At 39.6% G+C, this 25,088-nt stretch carries 16 protein-coding genes; 12 read left to right on the top strand and 4 right to left on the bottom strand.

The genetic code is table 11. The features are described from left to right. The first annotated feature begins 2 nt into the window (after nucleotides 1-2). The gene (locus AB2Q86_RS09280) at nucleotides 3-521 is read left to right on the top strand and encodes a GNAT family N-acetyltransferase (protein WP_009932115.1); all 519 of its coding nucleotides are present in this window, start codon (nucleotides 3-5) and stop codon (nucleotides 519-521) included. Here the strand turns inward: AB2Q86_RS09280 and AB2Q86_RS09275 are convergent. Further along, nucleotides 518-1,405, bottom strand: a complete 888-nt coding sequence (locus AB2Q86_RS09275) for a LysR family transcriptional regulator (RefSeq protein WP_003722212.1) — start codon at nucleotides 1,403-1,405, stop codon at nucleotides 518-520. The two genes, AB2Q86_RS09280 and AB2Q86_RS09275, sit on opposite strands and share 4 nt — an antisense overlap. A gap of 192 nt (nucleotides 1,406-1,597) precedes the next feature. Here AB2Q86_RS09275 and gltB point away from each other — a divergent pair, with 192 nt between their 5' ends. Further along, complete coding sequence (gene gltB / locus AB2Q86_RS09270; RefSeq protein ID WP_012581168.1) at nucleotides 1,598-6,190, top strand: glutamate synthase large subunit; 4,593 nt, start codon at nucleotides 1,598-1,600, stop codon at nucleotides 6,188-6,190. Between the two features lie 14 nt (nucleotides 6,191-6,204). Beyond that, a complete protein-coding gene (locus tag AB2Q86_RS09265) occupies nucleotides 6,205-7,674 on the top strand; it encodes a glutamate synthase subunit beta (RefSeq protein WP_003734646.1) in 1,470 nt (489 codons plus the stop codon). 44 nt (nucleotides 7,675-7,718) lie between these two features. Here AB2Q86_RS09265 and AB2Q86_RS09260 read toward each other — a convergent pair whose 3' ends face one another. The 3 genes from AB2Q86_RS09260 to AB2Q86_RS09250 are packed head-to-tail and all read right to left on the bottom strand — an operon-like array spanning nucleotide 7,719 to nucleotide 10,763. Then, nucleotides 7,719-8,549, bottom strand: coding sequence for a carbohydrate ABC transporter permease (locus tag AB2Q86_RS09260; protein ID WP_003729785.1), 831 nt, complete (start codon nucleotides 8,547-8,549; stop codon nucleotides 7,719-7,721). 16 nt (nucleotides 8,550-8,565) lie between these two features. After that, entirely contained in the window at nucleotides 8,566-9,459 is an 894-nt protein-coding gene (locus tag AB2Q86_RS09255) for a carbohydrate ABC transporter permease (RefSeq protein ID WP_003729784.1), read from the bottom strand. A 59-nt stretch (nucleotides 9,460-9,518) separates the two neighbouring features. After that, nucleotides 9,519-10,763 carry a sugar ABC transporter substrate-binding protein gene (locus tag AB2Q86_RS09250; RefSeq protein WP_012581169.1) on the bottom strand — a complete coding sequence of 415 codons (1,245 nt, stop codon included), beginning with the start codon at nucleotides 10,761-10,763 and terminating at the stop codon, nucleotides 9,519-9,521. Nucleotides 10,764-11,191: 428 nt separating this feature from the next. Here AB2Q86_RS09250 and AB2Q86_RS09245 point away from each other — a divergent pair, with 428 nt between their 5' ends. From AB2Q86_RS09245 to AB2Q86_RS09205, 9 genes are all read left to right on the top strand, one after another. Beyond that, nucleotides 11,192-13,363, top strand: coding sequence for a glycoside hydrolase family 3 N-terminal domain-containing protein (locus tag AB2Q86_RS09245; protein WP_012581170.1), 2,172 nt, complete (start codon nucleotides 11,192-11,194; stop codon nucleotides 13,361-13,363). Continuing rightward, nucleotides 13,360-16,620: a GH36-type glycosyl hydrolase domain-containing protein gene (locus tag AB2Q86_RS09240; RefSeq protein WP_012581171.1), complete on the top strand. Its 3,261-nt coding sequence runs from the start codon at nucleotides 13,360-13,362 to the stop codon at nucleotides 16,618-16,620. Before AB2Q86_RS09245 ends, AB2Q86_RS09240 begins: the two co-directional genes overlap by 4 nt. A gap of 47 nt (nucleotides 16,621-16,667) precedes the next feature. Beyond that, nucleotides 16,668-17,633: a LacI family DNA-binding transcriptional regulator gene (locus tag AB2Q86_RS09235; protein ID WP_012581172.1), complete on the top strand. Its 966-nt coding sequence runs from the start codon at nucleotides 16,668-16,670 to the stop codon at nucleotides 17,631-17,633. Between the two features lie 59 nt (nucleotides 17,634-17,692). After that, nucleotides 17,693-18,676, top strand: a complete 984-nt coding sequence (locus AB2Q86_RS09230) for a Gfo/Idh/MocA family protein (protein WP_012581173.1) — start codon at nucleotides 17,693-17,695, stop codon at nucleotides 18,674-18,676. Nucleotides 18,677-18,809: 133 nt separating this feature from the next. Then, the gene (locus AB2Q86_RS09225) at nucleotides 18,810-20,138 is read left to right on the top strand and encodes a DEAD/DEAH box helicase (protein ID WP_012581174.1); all 1,329 of its coding nucleotides are present in this window, start codon (nucleotides 18,810-18,812) and stop codon (nucleotides 20,136-20,138) included. A gap of 134 nt (nucleotides 20,139-20,272) precedes the next feature. After that, entirely contained in the window at nucleotides 20,273-22,951 is a 2,679-nt protein-coding gene (locus AB2Q86_RS09220) for a sigma 54-interacting transcriptional regulator (RefSeq protein ID WP_012581175.1), read from the top strand. Between the two features lie 156 nt (nucleotides 22,952-23,107). After that, nucleotides 23,108-23,416 carry a PTS sugar transporter subunit IIB gene (locus AB2Q86_RS09215; protein ID WP_003722197.1) on the top strand — a complete coding sequence of 103 codons (309 nt, stop codon included), beginning with the start codon at nucleotides 23,108-23,110 and terminating at the stop codon, nucleotides 23,414-23,416. 69 nt (nucleotides 23,417-23,485) lie between these two features. Then, nucleotides 23,486-23,788 (top strand): PTS lactose/cellobiose transporter subunit IIA, encoded by a 303-nt coding sequence (locus AB2Q86_RS09210; RefSeq protein WP_003728245.1) that lies wholly within the window; start codon nucleotides 23,486-23,488, stop codon nucleotides 23,786-23,788. Nucleotides 23,789-23,809: 21 nt separating this feature from the next. Beyond that, nucleotides 23,810-24,898: a DUF871 domain-containing protein gene (locus tag AB2Q86_RS09205; RefSeq protein WP_012581176.1), complete on the top strand. Its 1,089-nt coding sequence runs from the start codon at nucleotides 23,810-23,812 to the stop codon at nucleotides 24,896-24,898. The last annotated feature ends 190 nt before the right edge of the window (nucleotides 24,899-25,088 follow it).

Genomic DNA, 25,088 nt, shown 5'->3' with positions numbered 1-25,088 from the left:
AAATGATTATTCGGAAAGAACAACCACAAGATTACGAGGCCATTCGTCGTGTGAATGAGGAAGCTTTTAAAGGTACTGTAGAAGCAGACTTAATTGAAAGTATTCGGAGATCTGATTATTATCAACCGGCTTTATCCCTTGTAGCGGAAGCGGAAGATGGGCTTATTGTTGGGTACATTATGTTTAGTGAGATTTCGCTTGAAGCAGCCGGACGAAGCAGATTTATTTTAGCACTTGCGCCGCTTGCTGTTTTACCTGCGTATCAAGGGACGCGAGTTGGCTCGAGGTTAATGGAAGAAGGAATCCGTTTATCACGCGAAAAAGCATATCCGGCCATTGCTGTGCTTGGACATGCTGATTATTATCCGCGATTTGGCTTTATTCCTTCTGAGCAGTTTGCTATTCCTGCGCCATTTGATGTGCCTGCTGAATACTTTATGCTATTAGAATTATATGATGGTAGTTTAGAAAACTTAGCTGGAACTATCCATTATCCAGCAGCATTTTCTGAAAATAATTAATTCGAAAAGAACGAAATAATAAACGAACGGAACAAATTCTCGGAAGGGGATAGGTTCCGTTTTTTTGTCGTAATAATTCCGACCGAACGCCGCAATTCTTTATCACGCAAAGCGATACTTTTCGTTTCCTTAAAAATCGCTCCATCTAAAATCATTTCGGGCAAAATGCTAATACCAAGACCTGCTCCGACAAGTCCTTGAATCGTATAAAAATCTCTACTTTGAAATGCTATTTGTGGCTCGAATCCTTTTTTATTGGCAGCTTTTGTTACGATTTTATATAAATCAAAGTCTTCTGGATAAAGGACGAATTTTTCGGAAGCGAGCTCTTTTAGTGAAACGGTGAAATTTTCAGCAAGTGGATGGGTTTTAGGGACAATTAGCTTCAATTTTTCATCAAAAAAACGAATGGCTTCAATTTGTTCGCTAGATTCTGGGACGGGTGATAAAAAAGTCATATCAAGGACGCCGCTTAAGAGCATCTCGGTAAGTTCTTCATTGGTGCCTTCCATAAACTGGTAGGTAATTTGCGGATATTTTTCCCGAAAGGTCGAAATAACGGATGGCAACACCTTGGTAGACAGGGAGTTTGGCAAGCCGACGCGAACAGTTCCTTTTGCGGGATCGGTATATTCGGTCACGAGTGCTTCGGCTTTTTGTAGCTCGTTTAAGGCGATTGCTGCTTGTTTTAAGAAATCTTGACCGACGCTGGTGAGTTGCATATTTCTTCCAACACGGTCAAATAAATGCACGCCGAGTTCTTCTTCGAGTTTCGTTATCTGTCTACTAACGGCAGATTGGGCTACGTGTAAATTCTCACTAGCTTTGGTCATATGCTCGACGCGGGCTACTTCCATAAAATACTTTAATTGTCGCAGTTCCATTTCTTACCTCCGATTGTTCTCGAAATGAGATTGTTTTATTCTATTATATATATTGTTTCGATAAATGAAAAGGAATAAAATAGATACTACAAGAAATGTAAGGTAAGCTGAATCGCTGGTTAATTATCAGTTAATTTAAATAATTACCAGAAAGACTTAGAAGGATTCGGTTTTTGAAGAGGAGGAACTAGGATGAAACAAACTAATTTACCAAAAAAACACGGCCTATACAATCCAGAAAATGAGCACGATGCTTGTGGAATTGGCTTCGTAGCAAATATTAAAAAGATTTCTTCTCATAAAATTGTCGAACAAGGCATTCATATGCTTTGTCAATTAAAGCACCGCGGTGGAGAAGTTGGTGGGGATACGGGCGATGGCGCTGGTATTTTACTTGAGATTTCAGACTCTTTCTTCCGACGCGAATGTAGCAAACTAGGTATTAATTTACCTGAAAAATATCATTATGCTGTTGGGATGTTTAATTTCCCTCAAAATAAAACAGAACGTGAATGTTTAATGGACGAAACAGAAAAACTGATTGCGAGTGAAGGCCAAATGTTCCTTGGTTGGCGCAAATTACCAACTGATGTGACAAAGGTAGGTGCCGGTGCAAGAAAAACAGAACCAGCGATTTATCAACTATTCATTCAAAAAAATGCCAAGTTAGATGAAGCTGGATTTGAACGAGCACTTTATTTAATTAGAAAGCAAATCGAAAAGTTTGCTGCGACTTCTAAGCAAATTACAGAGACTTTCTACGTTCCAAGTTTATCCACAAGAACAGTTATTTTTAAAGGAATGTTGCTGCCAGAACAAATTAATCAATACTATTTAGATTTAGCAGATCCAGCGTATGTATCGGCTTTTGCGCTAGTGCATTCTCGTTTTTCGACGAATACTTTTCCTAGTTGGGAGCGGGCGCATCCTTATCGATATTTAATTCATAACGGTGAAATTAATACGCAACGTGGTAATGTCAACTGGATGAAAGCTCGGGAAAAAAGAGCAGAATCTGATTTACTTGGAGAAGATTTAGCCAAATTGCTGCCAATTATTGACGAAAGTGGTAGTGATTCAGCCACTTTGGATAATGCCTTAGAATTTTTAGTGCAAGCAGGCCGTTCGTTACCTCATGCGGCAATGATGCTTATTCCGGAACCATGGGACAAAAATCCACATATGACGGATCCGAAACGTGCTTTTTACGAATATCATAGTACGTTAATGGAGCCGTGGGATGGGCCGACATCCATTTCTTTTACGAATGGTCGAGTTATTGGGACGATTTTGGATAGAAATGGCTTACGTCCGGCGCGTTATTATGAAACGAAAGACCATACGATTATTTATTCTTCGGAAACGGGCGTTGTGCCAGTGGATCCGAGTGAAATTATTCGCAAAGAAACGGTTGGCGCGGGAACGATGTTGTTAATTGATTTAGAAGAAGGACGAATTGTGACGGATGCTGAATTAAAAGAAGAACTAACAACGGAAAAACCGTACCGTGCATGGTTGGAAGCGGAAATGACAGAAATTGCCGATTTAGCAGCAGCCGATTTACATTATGAAGCAATGGATAAATCAGAACGTTTTAAAAAACAACGAGCATTTGGTTACACACAAGACGAATTAAATAAAATTTTGATTCCGATGGTAACAGAGAAAAAAGATCCAATGGGCGCAATGGGTTATGACGCGCCACTTGCTGTTTTAAGCCAACGACCACAAGTGTTATTTAATTACTTTAAACAACTTTTTGCGCAAGTAACCAATCCTCCGATTGATGGGATTCGCGAAGAAACGGTGACTTCTGCGATGACGTTACTTGGTGATGAAGGTAATATTCTAAATCCAACTGCTCAAAATGCTAACCGGATTCGCTTGAAAACACCAATTTTATCTCGAAAAGAATTTGCGGCACTTGAGCAACAAACAAAATTTGCCCAACCGACTGTCACTTTACCAATTTTATTTAAAGCAGAGGAAAGAGATGGTTTGGAAGCTCGCCTGGAATCATTATTTGCAGAAGCGGATGAAAAAATCGCAGCTGGGGCAGAATTGCTCATTTTATCAGATGATGGGGTGAATGCAGACTGGATTGGTATTCCTTCTCTGTTAGCTGTCAGTGGCTTACATCATCATTTAGTCAAAGCTGGGACGCGTACACAAGTGAGTATTATTGTGAAAACAGCGGAAGCGAGAGATGTCCATCAATGTGCGCTTTTAATTGGCTACGGGGCAGACGCAGTATTTCCAAGTCTTGCTATCGATACATTTGACGGATTGATTAAAGAAGGTCGAATCAAAGGATTTACACTTGATGAGGCGGAAAGTCGTTATATTGAAGCAATTACAGATGGAATTCTAAAAATCATGTCAAAAATGGGGATATCTACGGTGCAAAGTTACCGCGGGGCGCAGATTTTTGAAGCAATCGGAATTGGTGATGAGGTGATTAAACATTACTTCCCAGGTACAGCCTCACAAATTGGCGGGATTCCACTAGATGTCATTGGGCAAGAAGCATGGCTCCGTCACCGCGAAGCTTATCATGATATTGGCTACCAGAGTTTCACGCTTAATACGGGCGGGGAATATCAGTGGCGCTCAAACGGAGAATACCATGTATACAATCCGCTCGCGATTCATTCTTTGCAACAAGCTACCCGTGAAAATGACCGAGAAACGTATAATCTTTATTCAGATTTAATGCAAAATCAAAATAATGCCTTTTTAAGAGGATTACTCACTTTTACAAGTGATCGCAAACCGATTCCACTGGACGAAGTAGAGCCGGCCGAAGCCATTTTCAAACGATTTAAATCAGGCGCGATGTCGTATGGTTCGATTAGTCAAGAAGCTCATGAAGCGCTTGCTATCGCAATGAACCGTATCGGCGGGAAAAGTAATAGTGGGGAAGGCGGCGAAAACCCGAACCGTTTTACTCCGGACGAAAATGGTGATTGGCGTAGAAGTGCTATTAAGCAAATTGCATCTGGTCGTTTTGGTGTTACAAGTCATTACTTGGTCAATGCAGAGGAACTGCAGATCAAGATGGCTCAAGGAGCGAAACCTGGTGAAGGTGGACACTTGCCTGGAAATAAAGTCTATCCATGGATTTCGAAAACGCGTGGTTCGACAACTGGTGTAGGATTGATTTCACCACCGCCACATCATGATATTTACTCGATTGAAGATTTGTCTCAATTGATTTTCGATTTAAAAAATGCAAATCAAAATGCACGTATCAATGTGAAACTAGTTTCGAAAACTGGTATTGGCACGATTGCTGCGGGTGTAGCAAAAGGGAACGCGGACGTTATTTTAGTTAGTGGTTATGAAGGCGGAACTGGTGCGGCGGCAAGAACTAGTATCCGACACGCGGGAGTGCCGTGGGAAATCGGCTTGGCAGAAACACACCAAACATTACTATTAAACGGTCTTAGAAACAAAGTCGTTGTCGAAACAGATGGAAAACTAATGACAGGGAAAGACGTCTTAGTTGCCGCTATGCTTGGCGCGGAAGAATTTGGTTTTGCAACGGCGCCACTCGTAACACTTGGTTGCGTCATGATGCGTGTTTGTCACTTGGATACATGTCCAGTAGGTGTAGCGACACAAAATCCTGAGCTGCGGAAAAAATTCAGTGGTTCGGCAGATTATGTCGTGAACTTCTTCCATTTTATCGTTGCTGAAATGCGCGAAATGATGGCAGAACTTGGCTTTAGAAGTTTAACAGAAATCATTGGACATAAAGAATTTTTAACTACTCACGAGAAAAAAGAAGCGCATTGGAAAGCGAAATATATCGACTTTTCGAATATGCTTTATAGTGATGATTTTTATAAAAACCAAGTCCAATATTGCACAAAACAACAAGACCACAAAATCGACCAAACGCTTGATATGCGCGAACTTGTGCCATTAATTCAGCCGGCACTAGAAAACGGTGAAAAAGTAACTGGAACTTTCGCTGTACGAAATGTTGACCGCGCGATTGGAACGATTGCTGGCTCCTTTATTAGCAAAAAATATGGTGCAGAAGGATTACCGGAAGATACCATTTCACTTGATTTTGTTGGTTCAGCTGGACAAAGCTTCGGTGCTTATACGCCACTTGGCATGACGCTCCGAATTCACGGCGACGCCAATGATTACTTCGGAAAAGGACTTTCTGGTGGCAAATTGATTGTTAGTCCAGATGCTAAAACACCTATTAAACCGCATGATTCTGCGATTGTCGGAAATGTAACGCTTTACGGTGCAACTGGTGGTTATGCCTATATGCACGGAAAAGCAGGTGCACGTTTCGCTGTTCGGAATAGTGGTGCGACAGCTGTTGTAGAAGGCATCGGCGACAATGGTTGTGAATATATGACAGGCGGTGCAGTAGTTGTTCTCGGTGAAATTGGTGAGAACTTTGCGGCCGGAATGTCTGGTGGGGTTGCTTACCTTTATACCAACAATAAACAAGCGACGACAGCCAAAATCAATCATGAACTCGTAAACAGCCGTTCTACTTTAAATACTTCCGAATTAGCTAATTTAAAACAGCTAATCGAACAACACGCAAGCCTTACCGGAAGCAATTTTGCCAAAGATATTCTACAAAATTGGGAAGCGGAGAAAGCGAATTTTATTTTCGTCATTCCAAATGAATATGAAATGATGCTGACGAGAATCACGACGCTTGAACAAACTGGAAAAACACACGATGAAGCAGAATTACAAGCTTTTTATGAACATAAAGATGGAAAATTAGTTGCCGGAGTGGCGAAATAGAGAGGAGTGAAACCATGGGAAAAGCAACTGGATTTATGGAATATGACCGAATTCCCTCTCCAGGACGTGATCCGAAAAGTCGGACACGTGACTGGAACGAATATAGTTTACCAATGCCGGTAGCAGATTTAACCTTACAAGCCGCTCGTTGCATGGATTGTGGCGTACCGTTTTGTAGCGTAGGAATGGAAATTAAAAACGGCGTATCAGGTTGTCCATTGCATAATTTAATTCCTGAGTGGAACGACGCCGTATACCGGGGTGACTGGTATGAAGCGTTACAACTACTTTTAAAAACAAATAATTTTCCAGAGTTTACTGGTCGTATTTGTCCGGCACCGTGTGAAGGTGGCTGTACGGTGGCTATTTCGGAACCTGCTGTAGGGATTAAATCCATCGAAAAAGCGATTATCGACCGAGGTTTTGAAGAGGGCTGGATTAAACCGGCTCCTCCTAAAAAACGTACCGGTAAACGAATTGCTGTGATTGGATCAGGACCGGCTGGACTTGCCTGCGCCGATCAATTGAATAAAGCTGGCCATAGCGTAACGGTCATTGAAAAAAGTGATCGCATTGGTGGGTTATTAATGTACGGTATTCCAACGATGAAACTGGAAAAAGAACAAGTAACGCGCCGAGTGAACTTGATGGCGGAAGAAGGAATCGAATTCGTCACAGGTGTTGCAGCAGGGACAGATGTTACTTTTGCAGAACTACGCGAAGAGTATGATTCTATCGTTCTTGCAACAGGAGCAGGGAATGCGCGCGATATCCCACTTGCTGGACGTGATGCAGCTGGTATTCACTTCGCTGTTCCGTATTTATCGCAAAGTACGCGTGATAATCTGGATAACGGTGGGGTACAAACACTTTCTGCTAAAGGTAAGAATGTTGTGATTATCGGTGGTGGAGATACAGGTGCTGACTGTGTGGCAACTGCATTAAGACAAGGGGCAAAAAGTATTTATCAATTTGGTATTCAAGATAAACTACCTGAATTGCGTGATGGCGAAAACCCTTGGCCGCAATATCCACGTGTTTTCAAAATGGATTATGCGCACGAAGAAGCGGAAGCAGTGTATGGAAGAGATCCACGTGAGTACCTTATTAATACAACTTCTTTTGAAAAAGATGAAGCAGGAAATCTTATTGGATTGCATACTGTAGAAGTAGAAGAAAATAAGGCAGAAAGAAAATATACACCTGTAGAAGGTAGCGAAAAATACTTTGAAGTAGATATGGTTTTAATCGCGATTGGTTTTGCAGGAACAACTGAAGATATTTTTACAAACTTTGGTGTAGGAAAAACAGATCGTCATACGATTGATGCAGCCAAAGGATTTTACCGCACTAGTGAAGAGGGCGTATTCGCTTGCGGAGATGCGCGTCACGGTCAAAGTTTAGTTGTAACCGCGATTGCAGAAGGACGAGAAGCAGCTCGTGAAGTAGACTTTTACTTGATGGGTGAAACATTTTTACCATAATAAAAAAGAGCTTATCCTAAAAGGGTAAGCTCTTTTTTGACTAATTATTTCATTCCAGAAACGTTGAAGCCTTTTAAAATGTACTTTTGGAATGTCATGAAAATCAAGATAATTGGAATAACCATGAAGGTTGCTCCAGCCATTTGTAAGGCGTAGTTGCTGCCATATTGACCTTTTAATAATTGAAGGCCAACTGATAGGGTGTAGAATTTTTCGTCGTTGGCAATGATTAACGGCCATAAGAACGAGTTCCAACCAGCGATAAATGTGAGGATCCCTTGAACGGCAAGAACGGGTCGAGAAATTGGGATAACAATCCGCCAGAAAATGTAAAATTCACTAGCGCCATCCAGTCTTGCTGCTTCAAGTAAATCGTCGGAAATGGTAGACATAAATTGTCGGAATAAGAAAATCCCAAAAGCACCAACAAGTCCTGGAAGTACAATCCCTGTCATGGTATTCGTTAATCCAGCCGCATTAAGCAGCAAGTAAACCGGAATCATCGTTACTTGTCCGGGAATCATCATCGTAGCAAGTACGAGATAAAATAACTTGTTTTTCCCTTTAAATTTAAATTTAGCAAAACCGTAGCCAGCCATCGCATTTAAAAATAAACCGAAAAACGAGAAGAATACAATGATTAATGTGTTTTTCAAGTAAATAGCAAAGTCCATTTCAGTGAATAGTTTGGTGAAATTATCTAGTGTAAATGTTTCTGGCCAAATAGTAGGCGGGATTTTTAAAATTTCAGCATCCGTTTTCAAAGAGGAGAGAACCATCCAAATGAACGGTAAAATCATAAAGAATCCGCCAACGGTTAAAATACTAATGACGGCAATTTGAGCGCCGCGCGATTTTTGTCTATATTGATTCATTTATAACACTCCTCTCTTAAATATCCCCGCCATTATTTTTACGCTGAATACGGAATTGAATTATCGTAATGATGATAATTGCGATAAACAAGATAAACGATCCAGCAGCGGCATAACCAAACTTACTTAATTGGAAACCATTTTGATAGATAAACAGTGCAACCGAGTTCGTGCTATCCAGCGGTCCGCCCTCTGTCATGACGAATGGTTCCTCGAAGAATTGCAACCAACCAATCATTGTTGTAACTGTTACAAAGAAAATGGCGAAACGAAGCATTGGAACCGTAATTTTAAATAATTGTTGACGGCTATTTGCACCGTCCAGCGAGGCAGCTTCATAGTATTCACGTGGGATCCCTTGAAGTGCTGCTAAGAAAATAATCATATTTACACCGATTGCCCGCCAAACAGCTAGGATAATCAGTGATAATTTCGCGATAGTAGGGTCTTGTAACCAGGGAACTGGTCCTAAGTCTAAAAACGAAAGCAAATAATTAAGTAAACCAAAGCGTGGATTATATAAGTAACTCCAAACAACGGCTACAGCGACAACGTTTGTAATCGAAGGAGTGTAGAAGATTAACCGGAAAAATTGGAAAATCTTCGCTTGCGAGAAGTTAATCATCAGCGCAATACCAAGCGAGCAGACGATAACAAGTGGAACGCCAATAATTACATAGAAAAGCGTGTTAAAAATAGATTTTAAAAATACCGGGTCTTGCATAATATTGACGTAATTGTCCACACCAACAAAGTTAATTTTAGAGTAATCGGCAAGCCCGACTAAATCAATGTCCGTAAAACTTATGACAAAAGCAAGCAAAATCGGAAGTAGGGAAAACAGAAGAAGTAAAAACAGTGCTGGCGATATAAACAAATAGGGTGTATTTTTATTTAAAAATTGTTTCATAACATCCAGTCCATTCTAAAAGGGCAAATGGCAGAATAAATCATTTGCCCTTTTTTTCGTTATTTTTTAAGAAGTGCTTCTACTTGATCGTTAAATGTATCCATTTGTGTTTGTACATCTGCACCACCACGATAAATTTGTTCCCAAGATTTTCCGTATAATTGAGCGATTTCCTCGAATTGTGGAATAAGTGGCATAGGTTCAGCTGTTTTCATTTGTTCCCCGAATACTTTGTAGTAAGGGTCGTTTTTCAGCATATCATCTTCCCAAGCATCCATACGAGCTGGCATGGAATTTGTATCTTTTAACCAAGATAATTGCACATCAGGTTGACTCATGTAGTCCATGAATTTTAAAGCATCATCTTTCTTATCACTATATTTGAAAATGGAAAGGTTAGCGCCACCCAGGCTTGATTCGTTATTTTCTTTTTTAGGTAATACTGCAGTAGCCCATTTTCCGTCAATGTCAGGAGCGGTGTCTTTCAGTGTATTAACCATCCAAGGACCACTCATGAACATTGGTACAATGCCGTCGCCGCCGAAGCTTTGAGAAGCATCTAAACCAAGATCAGTATCTGGAGCGGAACCATTTTTAATGAAACTATCTAAATAAGTAACAGTGTCTACGAAAGGTTTTTTATTGAATACTGGTTGACCGTCTTTATCGAAAAGAGGGGAGCCATTTTGACGTCCGAAAATGAAACCTGTAGTCTGTTCGTTTGGATCAATGGCAAAGCCGTACATATCTTTGCCGCGTTTAGAAAGTTTAAGTGCAGCGTCAGAAAGTTCATCCCATGTTTTTGGAGCTTCATTATAACCAACTTTTTTCAGTAAATCGGTACGGTAGAATAATACGCGAGTTTCTGCATACCACGGAACACCGTAAGTTTTGCCATCAAATTGAGTAGTTTTTACTGAACCTGGGAAAAATAGATCAGAATTCATATTTTTACTTTTTTCTACATCTTTTGTAATATCAAGTAGTGCACCAGCTTCGACAAACTCAGGCATCCAAGTAGTTCCCATTTGGACTACATCGGGGCCCGACTTAGAAGCAACGGCTGTAAGTAATTTATCATGTGCATTTGCCCAAGGAATAACTTGAACTTTAACTTCAATGCCAGTATCTTTCGTGAATTTTTGTGCGAGTTCTTTTAGCGACTTGGCTTCATCACCCATTGCCCAAACATTTAATACTTTAGAATCGCCGGAATTTGCATCATCCTTTGACCCACCACACGCCATTAATACTAAACTAAGCGACAACACTAAAGCTAAAACGACAAACATCTTTTTCTTCATGATTTTTCCTCCATTTTTTGTTTTTTTCAAAGCAACTTGATTAACTAAAAGCTGTTAAAGAATAAAAACTGTTGCACGGAACTAGTGCGCCGTACGGGATGAAGCAAATTGTGAAAATTAATTCACATACACAATATTTCATAGAAACGTTTCGACAAGGTTATTATAGTATATTATGTAATCGGTTTCAAGTGAATTGCTATTATATTTTTTGTTTATAGCGTTTGAGCATTGCATACCAATGGTTTTGTGGGTGTAAATTTTTTCTGGATAAACTTTTACGAAAACGAGATAGTATAGAAGAAACAGAAAAAAAGGAGCGTTTCACCATGTGAATGTCGTTTTTGGTTGACTAAAGAAAAGAAAGCGCTTATACTGTTGTTATATTTGAATAGAAACGTTTCGAAAAAAGTGTTCAGGAGGTTCCTATGAAACAAGAAAAAGTACAGGATTTAGTCAATCAAATGACATTAGATGAAAAAATCGCTCAATGTCTTCAACTTTCCCCTTTTCTTTTTAAAGGTACAAACAAAAATGCAGAACTAACAGGGCCGCTTCTTCAAGAAATGAAATTAACGGATGCGCATACGGAAAACGCGGGTTCGGTGCTTGGATCAAGTTCGGCACTTGATATGATTGGAATTCAAGAAGCTTATTTAAAAACAAATCGACTAGGAATTCCGCTTGTTTTTATGGCGGATGTCATACACGGGTATAAAACGGTATTTCCAATCCCACTTGCACTTGGTTGTTCTTTTGACCGGGAAACGGTACGCGTGATGGCGGAAGTTTCGGCGCTTGAAGCAACAGCAGACGGTCATCATGTTACTTTTTCGCCAATGCTTGATTTAGTTAGGGACCCAAGATGGGGGCGTGTAATGGAATCAATCGGTGAAGATCCATTTTTAAATAGTGAACTTGGAAAAGCAATGGTTGACGGCTATCAAGGTGATGCGAGTAAATTAGATGAAAATTTCGAGCGGATGGCAGCATGCGTGAAACATTTTGCGGCATACGGGGCAGCGGAAGCTGGTCTGGAATATAATACGGTCAATATGTCAACACGTGAATTATATCAGAATTATTTACCTGCTTATCACGCGGCAATTCAAGCAGGAGCTAAGTTAGTCATGACTGCATTTAATGTGGTAGACGGGGTTCCAGCTACGATGAATAAATGGTTAAATCGTGATGTTCTGCGAGGTGAGATGGACTTTGACGGAGTTCTTATTTCAGACTGGGGAGCGGTTGCCGAAGTAATTAATCACGGAACAGCAAGAAATCCTAAAGAAGCCGCACAGTTTTCGATGGAAGCAGGCGTTGATTTAGAAATGATGACGACTTGTTATATCCATGAATTAAAAGGTTTAATTGAAGAAGGAAAATTATCCGAGAGCCTTCTCGATGAAGCTGTTCTACGTATGTTACATTTGAAAAATGATTTAGGACTATTTGAAGATCCGTACCGTGGCTTAAAAGAAACTAATCGCGCAAAAGATATTTTAACGAATGAAAGTCGCGATAAAGCACGTGCTGCAGGTGTTGAATCAGCTGTCTTATTAGAAAATAAAAACCATATACTTCCGTTAGATACAAAAACAAAAATTGCTTTAGTTGGCCCACTTGCTACATCACCTGATATTCTTGGTGGTTGGAATGTATACGGCGAAGAAAAAGATGGAATTAATGTGGAAACTGGTTTGCGCGAAGTATTTGAAACTATTACAACGGTTTCGACGGATTATACTGAGCTTACTGAGGATAATAAAACCGCGATTAAAGAAGCAGTACAAAATACAGAAGTAGTCGTTCTTGCGCTAGGTGAAAAAAATGAATGGGGCGGAGAAGCAGGAAGTCTTGCTACTATTCGTTTACCAGAAGCACAATACGACTTAGCTAAATTTGTACAGACACTCGGAAAACCAGTAGTAATTACATTATTTAATGGTAGACCACTCGAAGTGAAAGAGTTAGCAGAATCTAGTGATGCTCTTCTTGAATTATGGTTCCCGGGAACAGAAGCAGGTCGTGTTACTGCAGATTTGTTAAGTGGTGCAAGTAATCCTTCAGGGAAGTTATCCATGTCATTCCCGCAAACAACGGGGCAAATTCCAGTTTATTATAATCATTTACGCACTGGACGACCACAAACACCAGAAAATAAAGGCGAACGTTATGTGTCGCATTATCTTGATATTCCAAATGAACCATTTTATCCATTTGGTTACGGAAAAAGTTATAGCGAATTCGAGTTGAAAACAAGCAGTCTTCCGAAAGAACTAAATCTAGGCGAATCACTACATGTAGAAGTTACCATTAAAAACACGAGTGATATTGCTGGAAAAGAAGTAATCCAAGTATATTTACAAGATGTAACAGCGAGCATTTCAAGACCTGTCAAAGAACTAAAAGCTTTTGAAAAAGTGGCGCTTCAAGCTGGCGAAGAAAAGACAGTTACATTTGAATTAACAAGCGAGGCATTTTCTTTCTATAACCATCAACTTGAAAAAGTACAAGAACCAGGACTTCACCGCGTTTTTGTTGGGACTAGTAGTGAAGATGTAGACGTTTTTGAATTGGAAGTAGGTGGATACGTGTGACAAAATTAAAAGAGATTAAAAAGAAAGATTTATCAGCTGCATTTTATCCAGGCGGAGAGCTTGCTTGGTTGAAATTAAATGATATTATGTTGAACCAAGTCATTCAAAACCCGTTAGAAAATCGCTTATCGCAAATCTATGTGCGGGCGCATGTGAATGATAAAGTGGAGATTTATCCACTTTTAACTGGAGATGCAGAAGTTGGTTTTAATCAAAATGGTGTAGAGTATCAAGGGACAGTAGGCGCGTTTCGTTATAATGTTCAAATGAAGTTCCATTCACGTGGCTGGTTTTATCAGGTGACAGTTGATGGCGCGGGGACATTTGACCTTGTTTATTTACAAGACTTAGGACTTGCAGAACAAGCCGCAGTGCGAACAAATGAGGCTTATATGTCTCAATATATTGATTATCATGTGACAGAAGGAAAAACTGGATATACGATTCAAGCTCGCCAAAATCAACCGCAAAACGATCGCTTTCCAGCAGTCCAAATTGGCGCATTAACCAAAATTGTCGGTTACGCAACAGATGGCTTCGATATTTATGGGACGGATTACAAAGTGACGAACGAACTGGCCGCGCTTACGAAAAAATCCCTACCCAACCGTGTATATCAATATGAATTCGCGCAAATTTCCTTGCAGACAGAGCTATTTACCAATCATGCAGAAACAAGTTTTTATGGATACGCAACGGAGCACCAACCAAAAGCATCTGGAGCACCGGCTGAAAATATAGCTGAAATAAAAACGAACATTAAAGAAGAAGCTTATCAGCCAAGTACTAAAGTTACGCGTGCAAAAAATATCGGCAAACCAATTACTGGTGAAAGTATTTCTGAAAAATGGTTACAAGCGAAGTTCCCAGATCGAATCCAAGAAGAAAAACAAGACGACACGCTACTTTCCTTCTTCACGCCAAACTATGCGCACGTTGTTACCCGTGAAAAAGAAGCTGCTCTAGAACGACCACACGGCAGCATTTTACTAGACAAAGTGGATGTGTTAAATCCGGAAGCAACTCTTTCTGCAACGACATACATGTATGGCTCATTTCTATCACAATTAGTTGCTGGAAATACGAATATGAATAAATGGAATAGCCATGCGCGGAATCCACTCAATATTCTTCAAACAAGCGGCTTAAGAATTTATATCGAACAAGATACGGAACTCAGACCACTTGGTGTACCATCTGTTTGGGAAACAAGCACGAATTACTCTACTTGGTATTATCAGTGGAATGACGATTTAATCACCGTGCAAACTACCTTAACCGCTGAAAGTAAAGAAGCTTTCGTCCGTGTACAGTCTGAAAAAGGCCGTTCATACAAACTAGTACTAACCAACCAAGTAACCATGGGAACAAATGAATACGACAGTACGATAAAAAAAGAAATGACTGATGGCGTCGTCACGTATTTCCCAGCAGAAGATTCGCCGATTGTAGAAACCTATCCGGCACTTCAATTCCGCGTAGACGGAACTTTTAACGAAATGACTGACGAACGTTATTTTGCGAAAGAGTATGCAGGAACAGCTGGTTTGGACGTATTTGTATTCGAACCAACGGCTAACGCAACCTTCCACGTACAAGCAAAATTAACTGATTCGTTTGCCAAACAAAACGCAGATTTAGAAGCAGCTACGAAAGAAATTCGCGCTAGCTATGACGAACTAACAGCCCAGTTCCATTTAAACCATCAAAGTACAACTGCTGAAAAGCTCAACTTAACGGTTTACTGGTATGCGCATCAAATGTTAGTGCACTACGCGTCGCCGCACGGTTTAGAACAATATAGCGGGGCAGCTTGGGGGACTCGTGACGTCAGCCAAGGTCCATTTGAGTTCTTCCTTGCAACAGGCAACAAAGCTGTTTTGCGCCAATTAGTGTTGACGATCTTTTCGCATCAATATCAAGATACGGGCGACTGGCCGCAGTGGTTTATGTTTGATAAATACACCTCCATCCAACAAGAAGAAAGTCACGGGGATGTGATTGTTTGGCCGCTGAAAATTATTGGTGATTACTTAGAAATGAGCGGAGATACAGAAATACTTGAAGAAGAAATTCCTTTCGTTGACCGTGAAGCAAAAACATTCACAAAGGAAAAAGATACACTTCTAGCGCATATTGAATTAGCTGTACAAACAATCGAAGCACGCTTTATGAAAGGGACAGCACTTTCTAACTACGGTGACGGAGACTGGGATGACACGCTTCAACCGGCCAATGCCCAATTGAAGAAGAACATGGTTTCTAGCTGGACAGTGGCACTAACATATCAAACATTCAAACGTCTAGCCGTGTTCTTACCAACAGGCGACAAATATAGTGCACTAGCAAAACGTGTGCAAGCTGACTTTGCGAAATATATGACAACGGAAACGGACGTTATTCCAGGATTCCTTTATTTAGAAGAAGGAAAAGCACCAGTGTGGATGATTCATCCAGAAGATAAAGATACGAATATTAAATATCGTTTAATTCCACTTACAAGAAGTGTCATTGCTGAATTGGTCGATAAAAAGCAAGCAAGCCGGAATTTTGATATTATCGACGAGCATTTACTTCACCCAGATGGCGTCAGATTGATGAGCGAACCCGCACATTATGCAGGTGGGGTAAGTACGCATTTCAAACGTGCTGAGCAAGCTGCAAACTTTGGTAGAGAAGTCGGTTTGCAATACGTACATGCGCATATTCGTTATATTGAAGCATTAGCAAAAATTGGTAACCAAGAAGCTTGGCATATGCTAGATGTCATCAATCCAATCAATATTAAAGAAGTGGTACCAAATGCAGCACTACGTCAAAGCAATACTTATTTCAGTAGTTCCGATGCCGCATTTTTAGACCGCTATCAGGCGCAAAATGAATTTAGTCGAGTAAAAGAAGGAACCATTCCTGTGAAAGGTGGATGGCGGATTTACTCAAGTGGTCCAGGAATATACTTACATCAATTAATCAGTTCTGTTCTTGGTATTCGTCAAACTGAAAATGCGATTCTCTTTGACCCCGTTTTACCAGAAGAACTGGATGGGTTAGAATGCCATATCGAACTGGATAATTATCCACTAGACATCACATTTGAAAGCGCAGATGAGGCAGGTGTTTTCGTAAATGGGGAAGCGCAACCCGTTGAAAATGAAGCGAATGCCTACCGAACTGGCGCGCTCCTTTTACCGAAAAAGAATTTAACAACAAAATGTTCACAAATCACGATTAAATTTTCAAAAAATAACCGTCTCTAAGGTTGTTTTGTGTATAATAAAAGAAAACAGAAAAGGATGCGATTCACGTGGTAGGAATTAAAGATATCGCGAAAAAGGCAGGGGTTTCCATTTCAACAGTATCCTACGCACTTAATGGCAGCCCGAAAGTGACCGAAAAAACGCGAAAACGAATTATGACCATCGCAAATGAATTGAATTATATTCCCAATATGGCAGCACGAACGTTAAAAACAAGAGAAACAAAAATTATCGGCGTCTATTTAACGAATTACGGCGGGATTTTTTACGGGACTTTACTGGAAGGTTTAACGCAAACGCTATATAAACATGGATATGAACTCATCGCTTGCAGTGGCACGAAAACACACCGATTTTTACCCGAGAAAATGATTGATGGCGCTATTATTTTAGATGCGAATTTCCCGTCTAGCGAAATCATTAATTATGCGAATCGCGGTCATAAATTAGTGGTGCTCGACCGGGAACTTACCCATGAAAATGTGAGCCAAGTCCTTCTAGATAATAAGGGCGGCGCAACGCTAGCGATTGATTATTTATCTACTAATTTTAAAGGGGATTTCTATGTCATTACCGGTCCAGACGATTCTTATGATGCAAGAGTCAGGCTCGAAACCGCGAAACAAGAACTCGCTCGGTCAGGTGACAAAAAGGTGCATATTATTGAAGGAGACTTTTCCGAAGAGAGTGGCGAAAAAGCAGCAGCCATTATCACGGAAAACTGGAAGGCCCCTGTTTCTGTATTTGCTCTAAATGATAACATGGCTATTGGGATGTATCGTTATTTTTCAGGGACAGATTTGGAAATCGGTAAAGACGTGCGAATTATTGGCTTTGATAATACGGATATAAGCGAGTATTTGGTTCCACGTCTTGCTACTATTGAATATTCGAAGTACAAATGGGGCGCAGTTGCCGCAGATAAACTAGTGGAACTACTTGAAGGCGGAAAAGCTGAAAACGAAATAATCTATACTACTAGAATCAGTGGACCATCTGTTTCAAACAATTAGTACGCTTTTTTCCTTATTTTAAGGTATACTTAAGATAAAATGAAGGGAGCTGTTGGCTAATGAAACTTGGAATTATGGGAACGAACTGGATTACGGATTCTTTTATTGAAGGTGCTATTAATTCAGGTGAATGGAATCTTACTGCGGTATATTCACGAACAGAAGAAAAAGCACGCGCATTTGGAGAAAAATATGGAGAGTTGACTTATTTCACAGATATAGAAGAAATGGGCAAATCAGACGCACTTGATGCGGTCTACATTGCTTCTCCTAATGCGCTCCATTATCAACATGCGGTTAGCTTACTGAAAAATAAAAAACATGTTATCGTAGAAAAACCGATTTTTTCTACCGTAGCCGAATTAGAGCATGCGCATCAAATTGCTCGCGAAAACAATGTCTTTTTATTTGAAGCAGCGCGCCACATTCAAGAGCCAAACTTCAAACGCCTACAAGAAAACATCGAAAAAGTAGGTACTATTCACGGGGCAACACTAGTGTACATGAAGTATTCTTCCAGATACGATCAAGTTTTAAACGGTGAAGAACCAAACATCTTCTCCTTGAAATTTTCTGGCGGATCCATCGTTGACTTAGGTGTTTATCCATTATATTCAGCGATTACACTATTCGGTGAACCTGTAAAAGCAACTTATTTTGCCACTAAATTACCAACTGGTGTAGACGGACTTGGACCAATAATTCTCGAATACCCAACATTCAATATTACTATCATTCAAGGGAAAAACTCACAGTCCTTCCTGCCAAGCGAAATTTATGGTCAAAAAGGAACACTGATTGTTGACCCGCTTACTGGAATTGAAAAGATTACTTTTTACGACAACGCAACAAAAGAAGAAACAGAACTTGCTGGACCAGTTGTAGCCAATGATATGCAATTTGAAGCAGCAGAGTTTGCAAGAATTATCGAACAAAGCGACCGAGATACATATGAATACTTAGCAGACCTAAGCTTGAAAGTATTACGTGTCTCCAACGAACTTCGTCACCAAAATGATATTTGGTTTGACGCAGAAAAATAATTTTGAAGAGCTAGGAAAAGGCTTTCGGGCTGTTTTCTAGCTCTTTTTCCGCGCAATATAAATTCTAAATAAAAGTGCAGACTTGCAGTAAGCATGGTATGATACAGAGAAGAACTAATAAAGGAGTCGGGTCATGACAGAATCAAATATCCCAAGCTTTTGGGCGGAAAAATGGCAAGAACATGGTTATGAAACGCCAACAGAGATTCAAAGCGCAATGTACCAACCAATCAAAGATGGTGCAGATGTACTTGCAGTATCACCAACTGGAACGGGGAAAACGGTGGCTTATGCGCTGCCAACCCTTGAAAAAATAGAGGCAATTCCAAAAACACAATGGCTCGTTTTAGCGCCATCACATGAATTAGTTATGCAAATCACAGAAGTAATCCGTTCGTGGTTACCAAGTGATGAACTCACAGTAATCTCTTTAATCGGAGGAGCTAATGTCAAACGTCAAATCGAAAAATTAAAGAAAAAACCGCAAATTATTGTGGCTTCTCCAGGTCGAGCACTTGAATTAATCAAACAAAAGAAAATTAAAATGCATGAAATCAAGACAATTACGTTGGACGAATGCGACCAATTACTTCGCCAAGAAAATTTTAAAAGCACACTGGAGATTGTTGAAAGTGCCGTTCGCGATCGCCAATTGACACTTGTATCCGCAACAAAACTAGAAAATCCGGACATGTTTTTTGCACAAACAGAAAACACACCAGTAATGCTAGAGGTAACGGCAAAACCAGAAGAATTAACGAATGTGGAACACTTATACATGGATGTGGAATCACGTGATAAAGCTACTTTACTGCGCCGCATTTCGCATATTAAAGACATGCGCGGCTTAGTTTTCGTAAAAGACAAACCACGAATGGAAATTTTGCTAGAAAAACTGCATTACGATAAAGTAAAAGCAGCTGGAATTCACGGCGAAATTCGCAAAGAAAAACGCAAAAAATATCTGGACGACTTTAAAAAAGGCACGTTGACTTATTTAATCGTGACAGATGTAGCGGCTCGTGGGCTGGATATAGAAGATTTACCTTACGTGATTCACTATGACTTAGCAGCAAGTGAAAAAGAGTACACGCACCGTTCTGGACGGACTGGACGAATGGGCAAATCGGGTACTGTTATTACTTTCGCTAATCCACGTGAAATAAGAACATTAAAACAATATTTAACTATCCACAACTTAAAAGGAAAACAGGTTCGCTTTTATCAAGGGAAGCTTCTTGACGGCGCTGTTCCAGAAAACAAAATCGCTAAAAAAGCATCAAGACCGCCTAAACAAGTTCAAAAAAGTAAAAAAGACGACGGGAAGAAGCCGTTCCGCAAAGACAAACCAACTGGAACTGCTGGAGGACGTAAAGAAAAGCCAGCTAACTCGGCTAAACCGACACGTAATAATAAACCAAATAAATTCAACAAAAAACCAACTAATTTAAAAAAATCTTAAGATGCGCCGAATGTTTTTCTCTCTTGATAGAAAGAAAAGCATTCGCGCTTTTTTTTACTTAATTTTTATCGTTGCGAGGATGCCATTTAAAAAGGTATAATGGAAACATAGAGTTTCAAAAAGGAGTAGAGTAGATGTCTAGTAGAAAAGAAGAAGTCCTCCAACTTCTAAACGAAAAAGAAGATAAAGTATCTGCTGCTGATGTCGCAGAATTGCTTCAAATGGACCGAGCGAACGCTAGTCGTTATCTAAATGATCTTTTTAAAGAAAAAAGAATAGACAAACTTCCTGGGAAACCAGTATTTTATCAAGCCTTAAAAACAATGGAAAAAGCCCCCCAACAAGCAGGATCGATGCAAGAATCTGCGTTTGGAAGATTGATTGGTTCGGAAGATAGCTTAAAGGTAAGTATTCAACAAGCCAAAGCTGCAATTTTATACCCACCAAACGGACTTCATAGCCTCATTCTAGGGCGCACGGGTACAGGGAAATCATTATTTGCTGAATGTATGTATCAATTTGCGAAAGAATCGGAAACTATTCCGGCTGACGCACCATTTGTTTCGTTTAACTGTGCTGACTATGCACAAAATCCACAACTGTTATTTGGCCATATTTTTGGGGTAATTAAAGGCGCTTATACAGGGGCTGAAGAAACGCGTGAAGGTTTGCTGAAAAAAGCAGATGGCGGGATTTTGTTCCTTGATGAAATCCATCGTTTACCTCCTGAAGGCCAAGAAATGCTCTTTACTTTTATCGATAAAGGAGAATTTCGTCCACTAGGAGAAAGTGCGAATGTGCACCGCGCGCAAGTTCAAATTATTGGAGCAACGACAGAATCACCAGATAATTTCTTATTAGAAACTTTTACAAGACGTATTCCGATGACTATCACTTTGCCATCTCTTGCAGAACGAAACCTAGAAGAGCGCTATCAATTAGTGGAGTTTTTCTTGAACCAAGAAGCAACAAGACTTCACCAATCCATACGTGTACACAGAAAAGCGTTGATTGCTTTTTTACTTTATCATGCAAGCGCTAACGTGGGTCAATTGCAAAGAGACTTAAAATTGGCCTGTGCCAAGGCTTTTCTGCATTATAAAACCAAAACAGCCAATTATATTTTAATCGAACAAGATGACTTACCTATCCATGTTCAAAAAGGTTTACTCCACTTAAAAGATGAACCGGAAAAATTAAACCGTTTAATCGACGTCAACAAAACCATTTTTAAATTTGTTGATACGAGTGATGAATTTGTCGAAACAGAAGATGTGCACGATGTTTATCATGCCATCCAAGAAAAAGCAGACCAATTAATGAAAGAAGGGAAGGACCAAAGCGAGTTAGAAGAAGCACTTTATGTGGATGTGGATCAATATTTCCACGATTACATGGTCCAATTACCAACCCACCAAACAGCGAAAGAAATCATTGCACCAGCAGTTTGGGAATTAACAGAAAAAGTATATGCTATGGCGGAAGAAAAATTAAATCGTAAATACAACGAAAAAATGAAATTCGCCTTCTCCTTGCATTTACAAAGCACTATTGAACGAGTACGCGAACAAAAACATATTATTCATCCAGACTTAAATAATATTCGCAAAAAATATCCAAAAGAATTCCAAGTAGCTATTGATTTATCCGCACTGATTGAACAAGAATTAAGCATTGAAATTCCTTTTGATGAAATTGGATTTTTAACGATGTTCTTAACAGAAGAAGTAGTGGATACATCGCTTTCTCAAGAAAACCAAGTAGAAGTGATTGTGATGATGCACGGTCGTTCAACTGCTACAAGTATGGTGGAAACGGTGCAAGAATTACTAAGCATTGAAAGCGGGATTGCTCTTGATATGCCGCTTACCGTCGAAGTAAAGGCAATGTATGAAAAATTAAAACAAACTGTCATCAAATTAAACCCAGTCAAAGGGGTTCTAATCCTATCTGATATGGGGTCACTTACTTCTTTTGGTAATATGCTGACCGAAGAACTAGGGGTTCGCACGAAAACTGTTACAATGGTAAGCACACCAGTTGTATTAGAAGCGATGCGAAAAGCTTCACTCGGGCGCGGCTTAGAAGATATTTATCAAAGTTGTGAGCAATTATTTGAAAATAAATATAAAGCACATGTCTTACGAGCTAAACCCGTAAAAAATGCGGTAATCTTCACTTGTTTTACTGGAGAAGGAGTAGCCGAGCAATTGCGCAAAGTCGTAGCGCCAATTATTGATGAAACGAAAATTGAAATTATTGTATTACAATTCTTGCACAAGGAAGCTTTCCGCGAGCGAATTGATCAACTAATGGAAGAATACAATATTCTAGCTATCATGGGTTCAGTAGCCTTTGAATACCGCGATATTCCATTCTTTAGCGCGCTGGAAGTTCTATCAGAAGGTGGCTTAGGAATTGTTTCTAGAATTTTAAATGATGAAGTACCATATGAAAAATTAATCGCTTCATTAGAAGGAAATTTACAAGCAGTAAGTTCTGCAGAGCAATTAGTGTACTTTTTACGAAAAGTGATTTCAGAACTACAATTGCAACTTAATGTTATACTTGAGTCAGGTGTAGACATTGGTATGATTCTGCACTTAGCTTTCCTTATCGAACGCGTAAAACTAGGGGCTGTAGACCGGGAATTCCCAGACTTAAATGAATTTGCCAAAAACCATATGGTAGAAATGCAAATCACGCAACAAATGATGGAAAACGTAGAAATTGAGTATGATATCGTAATACCACAATCAGAAATCGCATATTTAACACAGATGATGCTCTCCAATCAGGTAGAAGAAAATTAAGAAAAAAACTGCCAAGTGTGTATTGTCTTACACACTTGGCTTTTTTACTTGTGTAAGTGAAAAACTTTGTAAGGAAGCAACAAACAAGAAGAAAAGTTGGCACATATCTTGCATATTATATATACGTGCAGCTTTTCAAACTAGGAGGTTAAATTAATGAATAACATCATGTTAGTTTGTTCGGCCGGTATGTCCACAAGTCTGCTCGTAAAAAAAATGACAGAAGCTATCGAAAAACAACAAGTGGATGCTACTGTCATTGCAGTGGCGGAAGCTGATTTTGATAAGTATAAAGGCAACGTAGATGTTGTTTTACTCGCACCACAAGTTCGGTTTTTAGAGAAGAATTTGAAGCGAGTACTGGATCCATTAGGTATTCCAGTTGCGATCATTAACGGGATTGACTATGGAACAATGGACGGCGAAAAAGTGCTAAATGATGCACTAGCAATGATTGAGAAATAATCTCGAGTTCGAGACTGCTTGAAGAGGAATTAGACATAAGTTCGATAAATGAAAAAGGATGTGTAAACAATGGAATTAGAACAAACAATTATGCAATTAATCGTACACGGGGGAAACGCTAAAAGCGACGCAATGCTAGCAATCGAAGCGGCAAAAAAAGGGGATTTTGACGCGGCAGATGAGCAAATCAAAAGTGCAGAAGCAGCACTACTTGAAGCGCATCATTCACAAACTTCATTAATTCAAGGGGAAGCACGCGGCGAAAAGGCAGAAGTATCTTTACTACTAGTCCACGCGCAAGATCACTTAATGAACGCTATTACTTTTAAAGATTTAGCCAAAGAAATTATTGATTTATACCGCTCTAAATAAGTTTTTGAAGGGATGATTTAAATGAGAAAATTAGGAATATCCGTATTTCCACAACATGTAGCACTAGAAGAATCATTAGGATACATTGAAACAGCTGCAAAATATGGTTTTAGCCGTATCTTCACTTGCTTGATTTCTGCTAATGACGAAGCGGAATTTGCTAAATTAGAAACCATTTGCAAACGCGCAAAAGAATTAGGATTTGATGTTATTGCTGATGTTGATCCTACAGTATTTGAATCGTTAAATATCACTTATAAAGAATTAGATCGTTTCAAAGAGCTTGGTTTAGCAGGCCTTCGTCTTGACCTAGGCTTCTCTGGTTCCGAAGAGGCAGCAATGTCCTTTGACGATACAGATCTAAAAATCGAGCTAAACATTAGTAATGGTACTCGTTATGTTGAAAATATCCTATCTTACCAAGCAAACGTAGGAAATATCATTGGTTGTCATAACTTCTACCCAAGAAAATACACTGGTCTTTCCAGAGAACATTTCTTACGTACAAGTAAACAATTCAAAGATTTAAACTTACGTACAGCAGCTTTCGTTTCTTCTAACAGCGGCGAATTTGGCCCATGGTTTGTTGTGGACGGCGGACTTCCAACAATGGAAGAACATCGCGGAGTAGACATTACTGTGCAAGCAAAAGATCTTTGGAACACTGGCCTGATTGATGATGTCATTGTCGGGAACATGTTCGCTTCTGAAGACGAATTACGCGCTTTAAGCGAATTAAACCGTAATGAATTACAATTAGCAGTAGAGTTTTTAGACGGTGCAACTGACGTGGAAAAAGAAATCGTTTTAACACAAAAACATTTCAATCGTGGCGATGCTTCCGAGTACGTGCTACGTTCAACAATGACGCGTGTTAATTTCAAACAATTCGATTTCCCTGCACACGACACAAATACTATTGCAAAAGGCGACGTGACTATCGATAACGACGGCTACGAACGCTACAAAGGCGAAATGCAAGTAGCACTCCAAGAAATGGAAAACTCCGGCAACACCAATATCGTTGCTCGAATTGTCCCAGAAGAGCGTTATTTACTAGATACCATTCTACCATGGCAACATTTTAGATTGGTTGAGAAGAAGAAATAATAATTTTAAAAGCAGAAATTTTCTTTTATACTAGAGAATTTCTGCTTTTTTACTATCTTCTTTTTGTAAACAATACCTATTCCGGCAGCTTTAAAAGCGTATTTTAAAACTATTTTTTGTAATATTTTAAAATTAATAGACGTATAAAGAAATATATATTACACTTAGCTAAATGGAATCTTCTTCCATT

Source organism: Listeria monocytogenes, assembly GCF_041765605.1.
GTDB classification, from domain to species: domain Bacteria; phylum Bacillota; class Bacilli; order Lactobacillales; family Listeriaceae; genus Listeria; species Listeria monocytogenes_D.
Note: the sequence above shows the minus strand (reverse complement) of the source record. Positions and strands in the feature narration are given on the sequence as shown.

What these genes read in the sequence shown, in the direction of transcription:
- AB2Q86_RS09215 (WP_003722197.1), top strand. Translation starts at nt 23,108, where the DNA reads ATGAATAACATCATGTTAGTTTGTTCGGCCGGTATGTCCACAAGTCTG.
- AB2Q86_RS09265 (WP_003734646.1), top strand. Translation starts at nt 6,205, where the DNA reads ATGGGAAAAGCAACTGGATTTATGGAATATGACCGAATTCCCTCTCCA.
- AB2Q86_RS09250 (WP_012581169.1), bottom strand. Translation starts at nt 10,763, where the DNA reads ATGAAGAAAAAGATGTTTGTCGTTTTAGCTTTAGTGTTGTCGCTTAGT.
- AB2Q86_RS09230 (WP_012581173.1), top strand. Translation starts at nt 17,693, where the DNA reads ATGAAACTTGGAATTATGGGAACGAACTGGATTACGGATTCTTTTATT.
- gltB (WP_012581168.1), top strand. Translation starts at nt 1,598, where the DNA reads ATGAAACAAACTAATTTACCAAAAAAACACGGCCTATACAATCCAGAA.
- AB2Q86_RS09205 (WP_012581176.1), top strand. Translation starts at nt 23,810, where the DNA reads ATGAGAAAATTAGGAATATCCGTATTTCCACAACATGTAGCACTAGAA.
- AB2Q86_RS09260 (WP_003729785.1), bottom strand. Translation starts at nt 8,549, where the DNA reads ATGAATCAATATAGACAAAAATCGCGCGGCGCTCAAATTGCCGTCATT.
- AB2Q86_RS09220 (WP_012581175.1), top strand. Translation starts at nt 20,273, where the DNA reads ATGTCTAGTAGAAAAGAAGAAGTCCTCCAACTTCTAAACGAAAAAGAA.
- AB2Q86_RS09275 (WP_003722212.1), bottom strand. Translation starts at nt 1,405, where the DNA reads ATGGAACTGCGACAATTAAAGTATTTTATGGAAGTAGCCCGCGTCGAG.
- AB2Q86_RS09280 (WP_009932115.1), top strand. Translation starts at nt 3, where the DNA reads ATGATTATTCGGAAAGAACAACCACAAGATTACGAGGCCATTCGTCGT.
- AB2Q86_RS09245 (WP_012581170.1), top strand. Translation starts at nt 11,192, where the DNA reads ATGAAACAAGAAAAAGTACAGGATTTAGTCAATCAAATGACATTAGAT.
- AB2Q86_RS09210 (WP_003728245.1), top strand. Translation starts at nt 23,486, where the DNA reads ATGGAATTAGAACAAACAATTATGCAATTAATCGTACACGGGGGAAAC.
- AB2Q86_RS09225 (WP_012581174.1), top strand. Translation starts at nt 18,810, where the DNA reads ATGACAGAATCAAATATCCCAAGCTTTTGGGCGGAAAAATGGCAAGAA.
- AB2Q86_RS09255 (WP_003729784.1), bottom strand. Translation starts at nt 9,459, where the DNA reads ATGAAACAATTTTTAAATAAAAATACACCCTATTTGTTTATATCGCCA.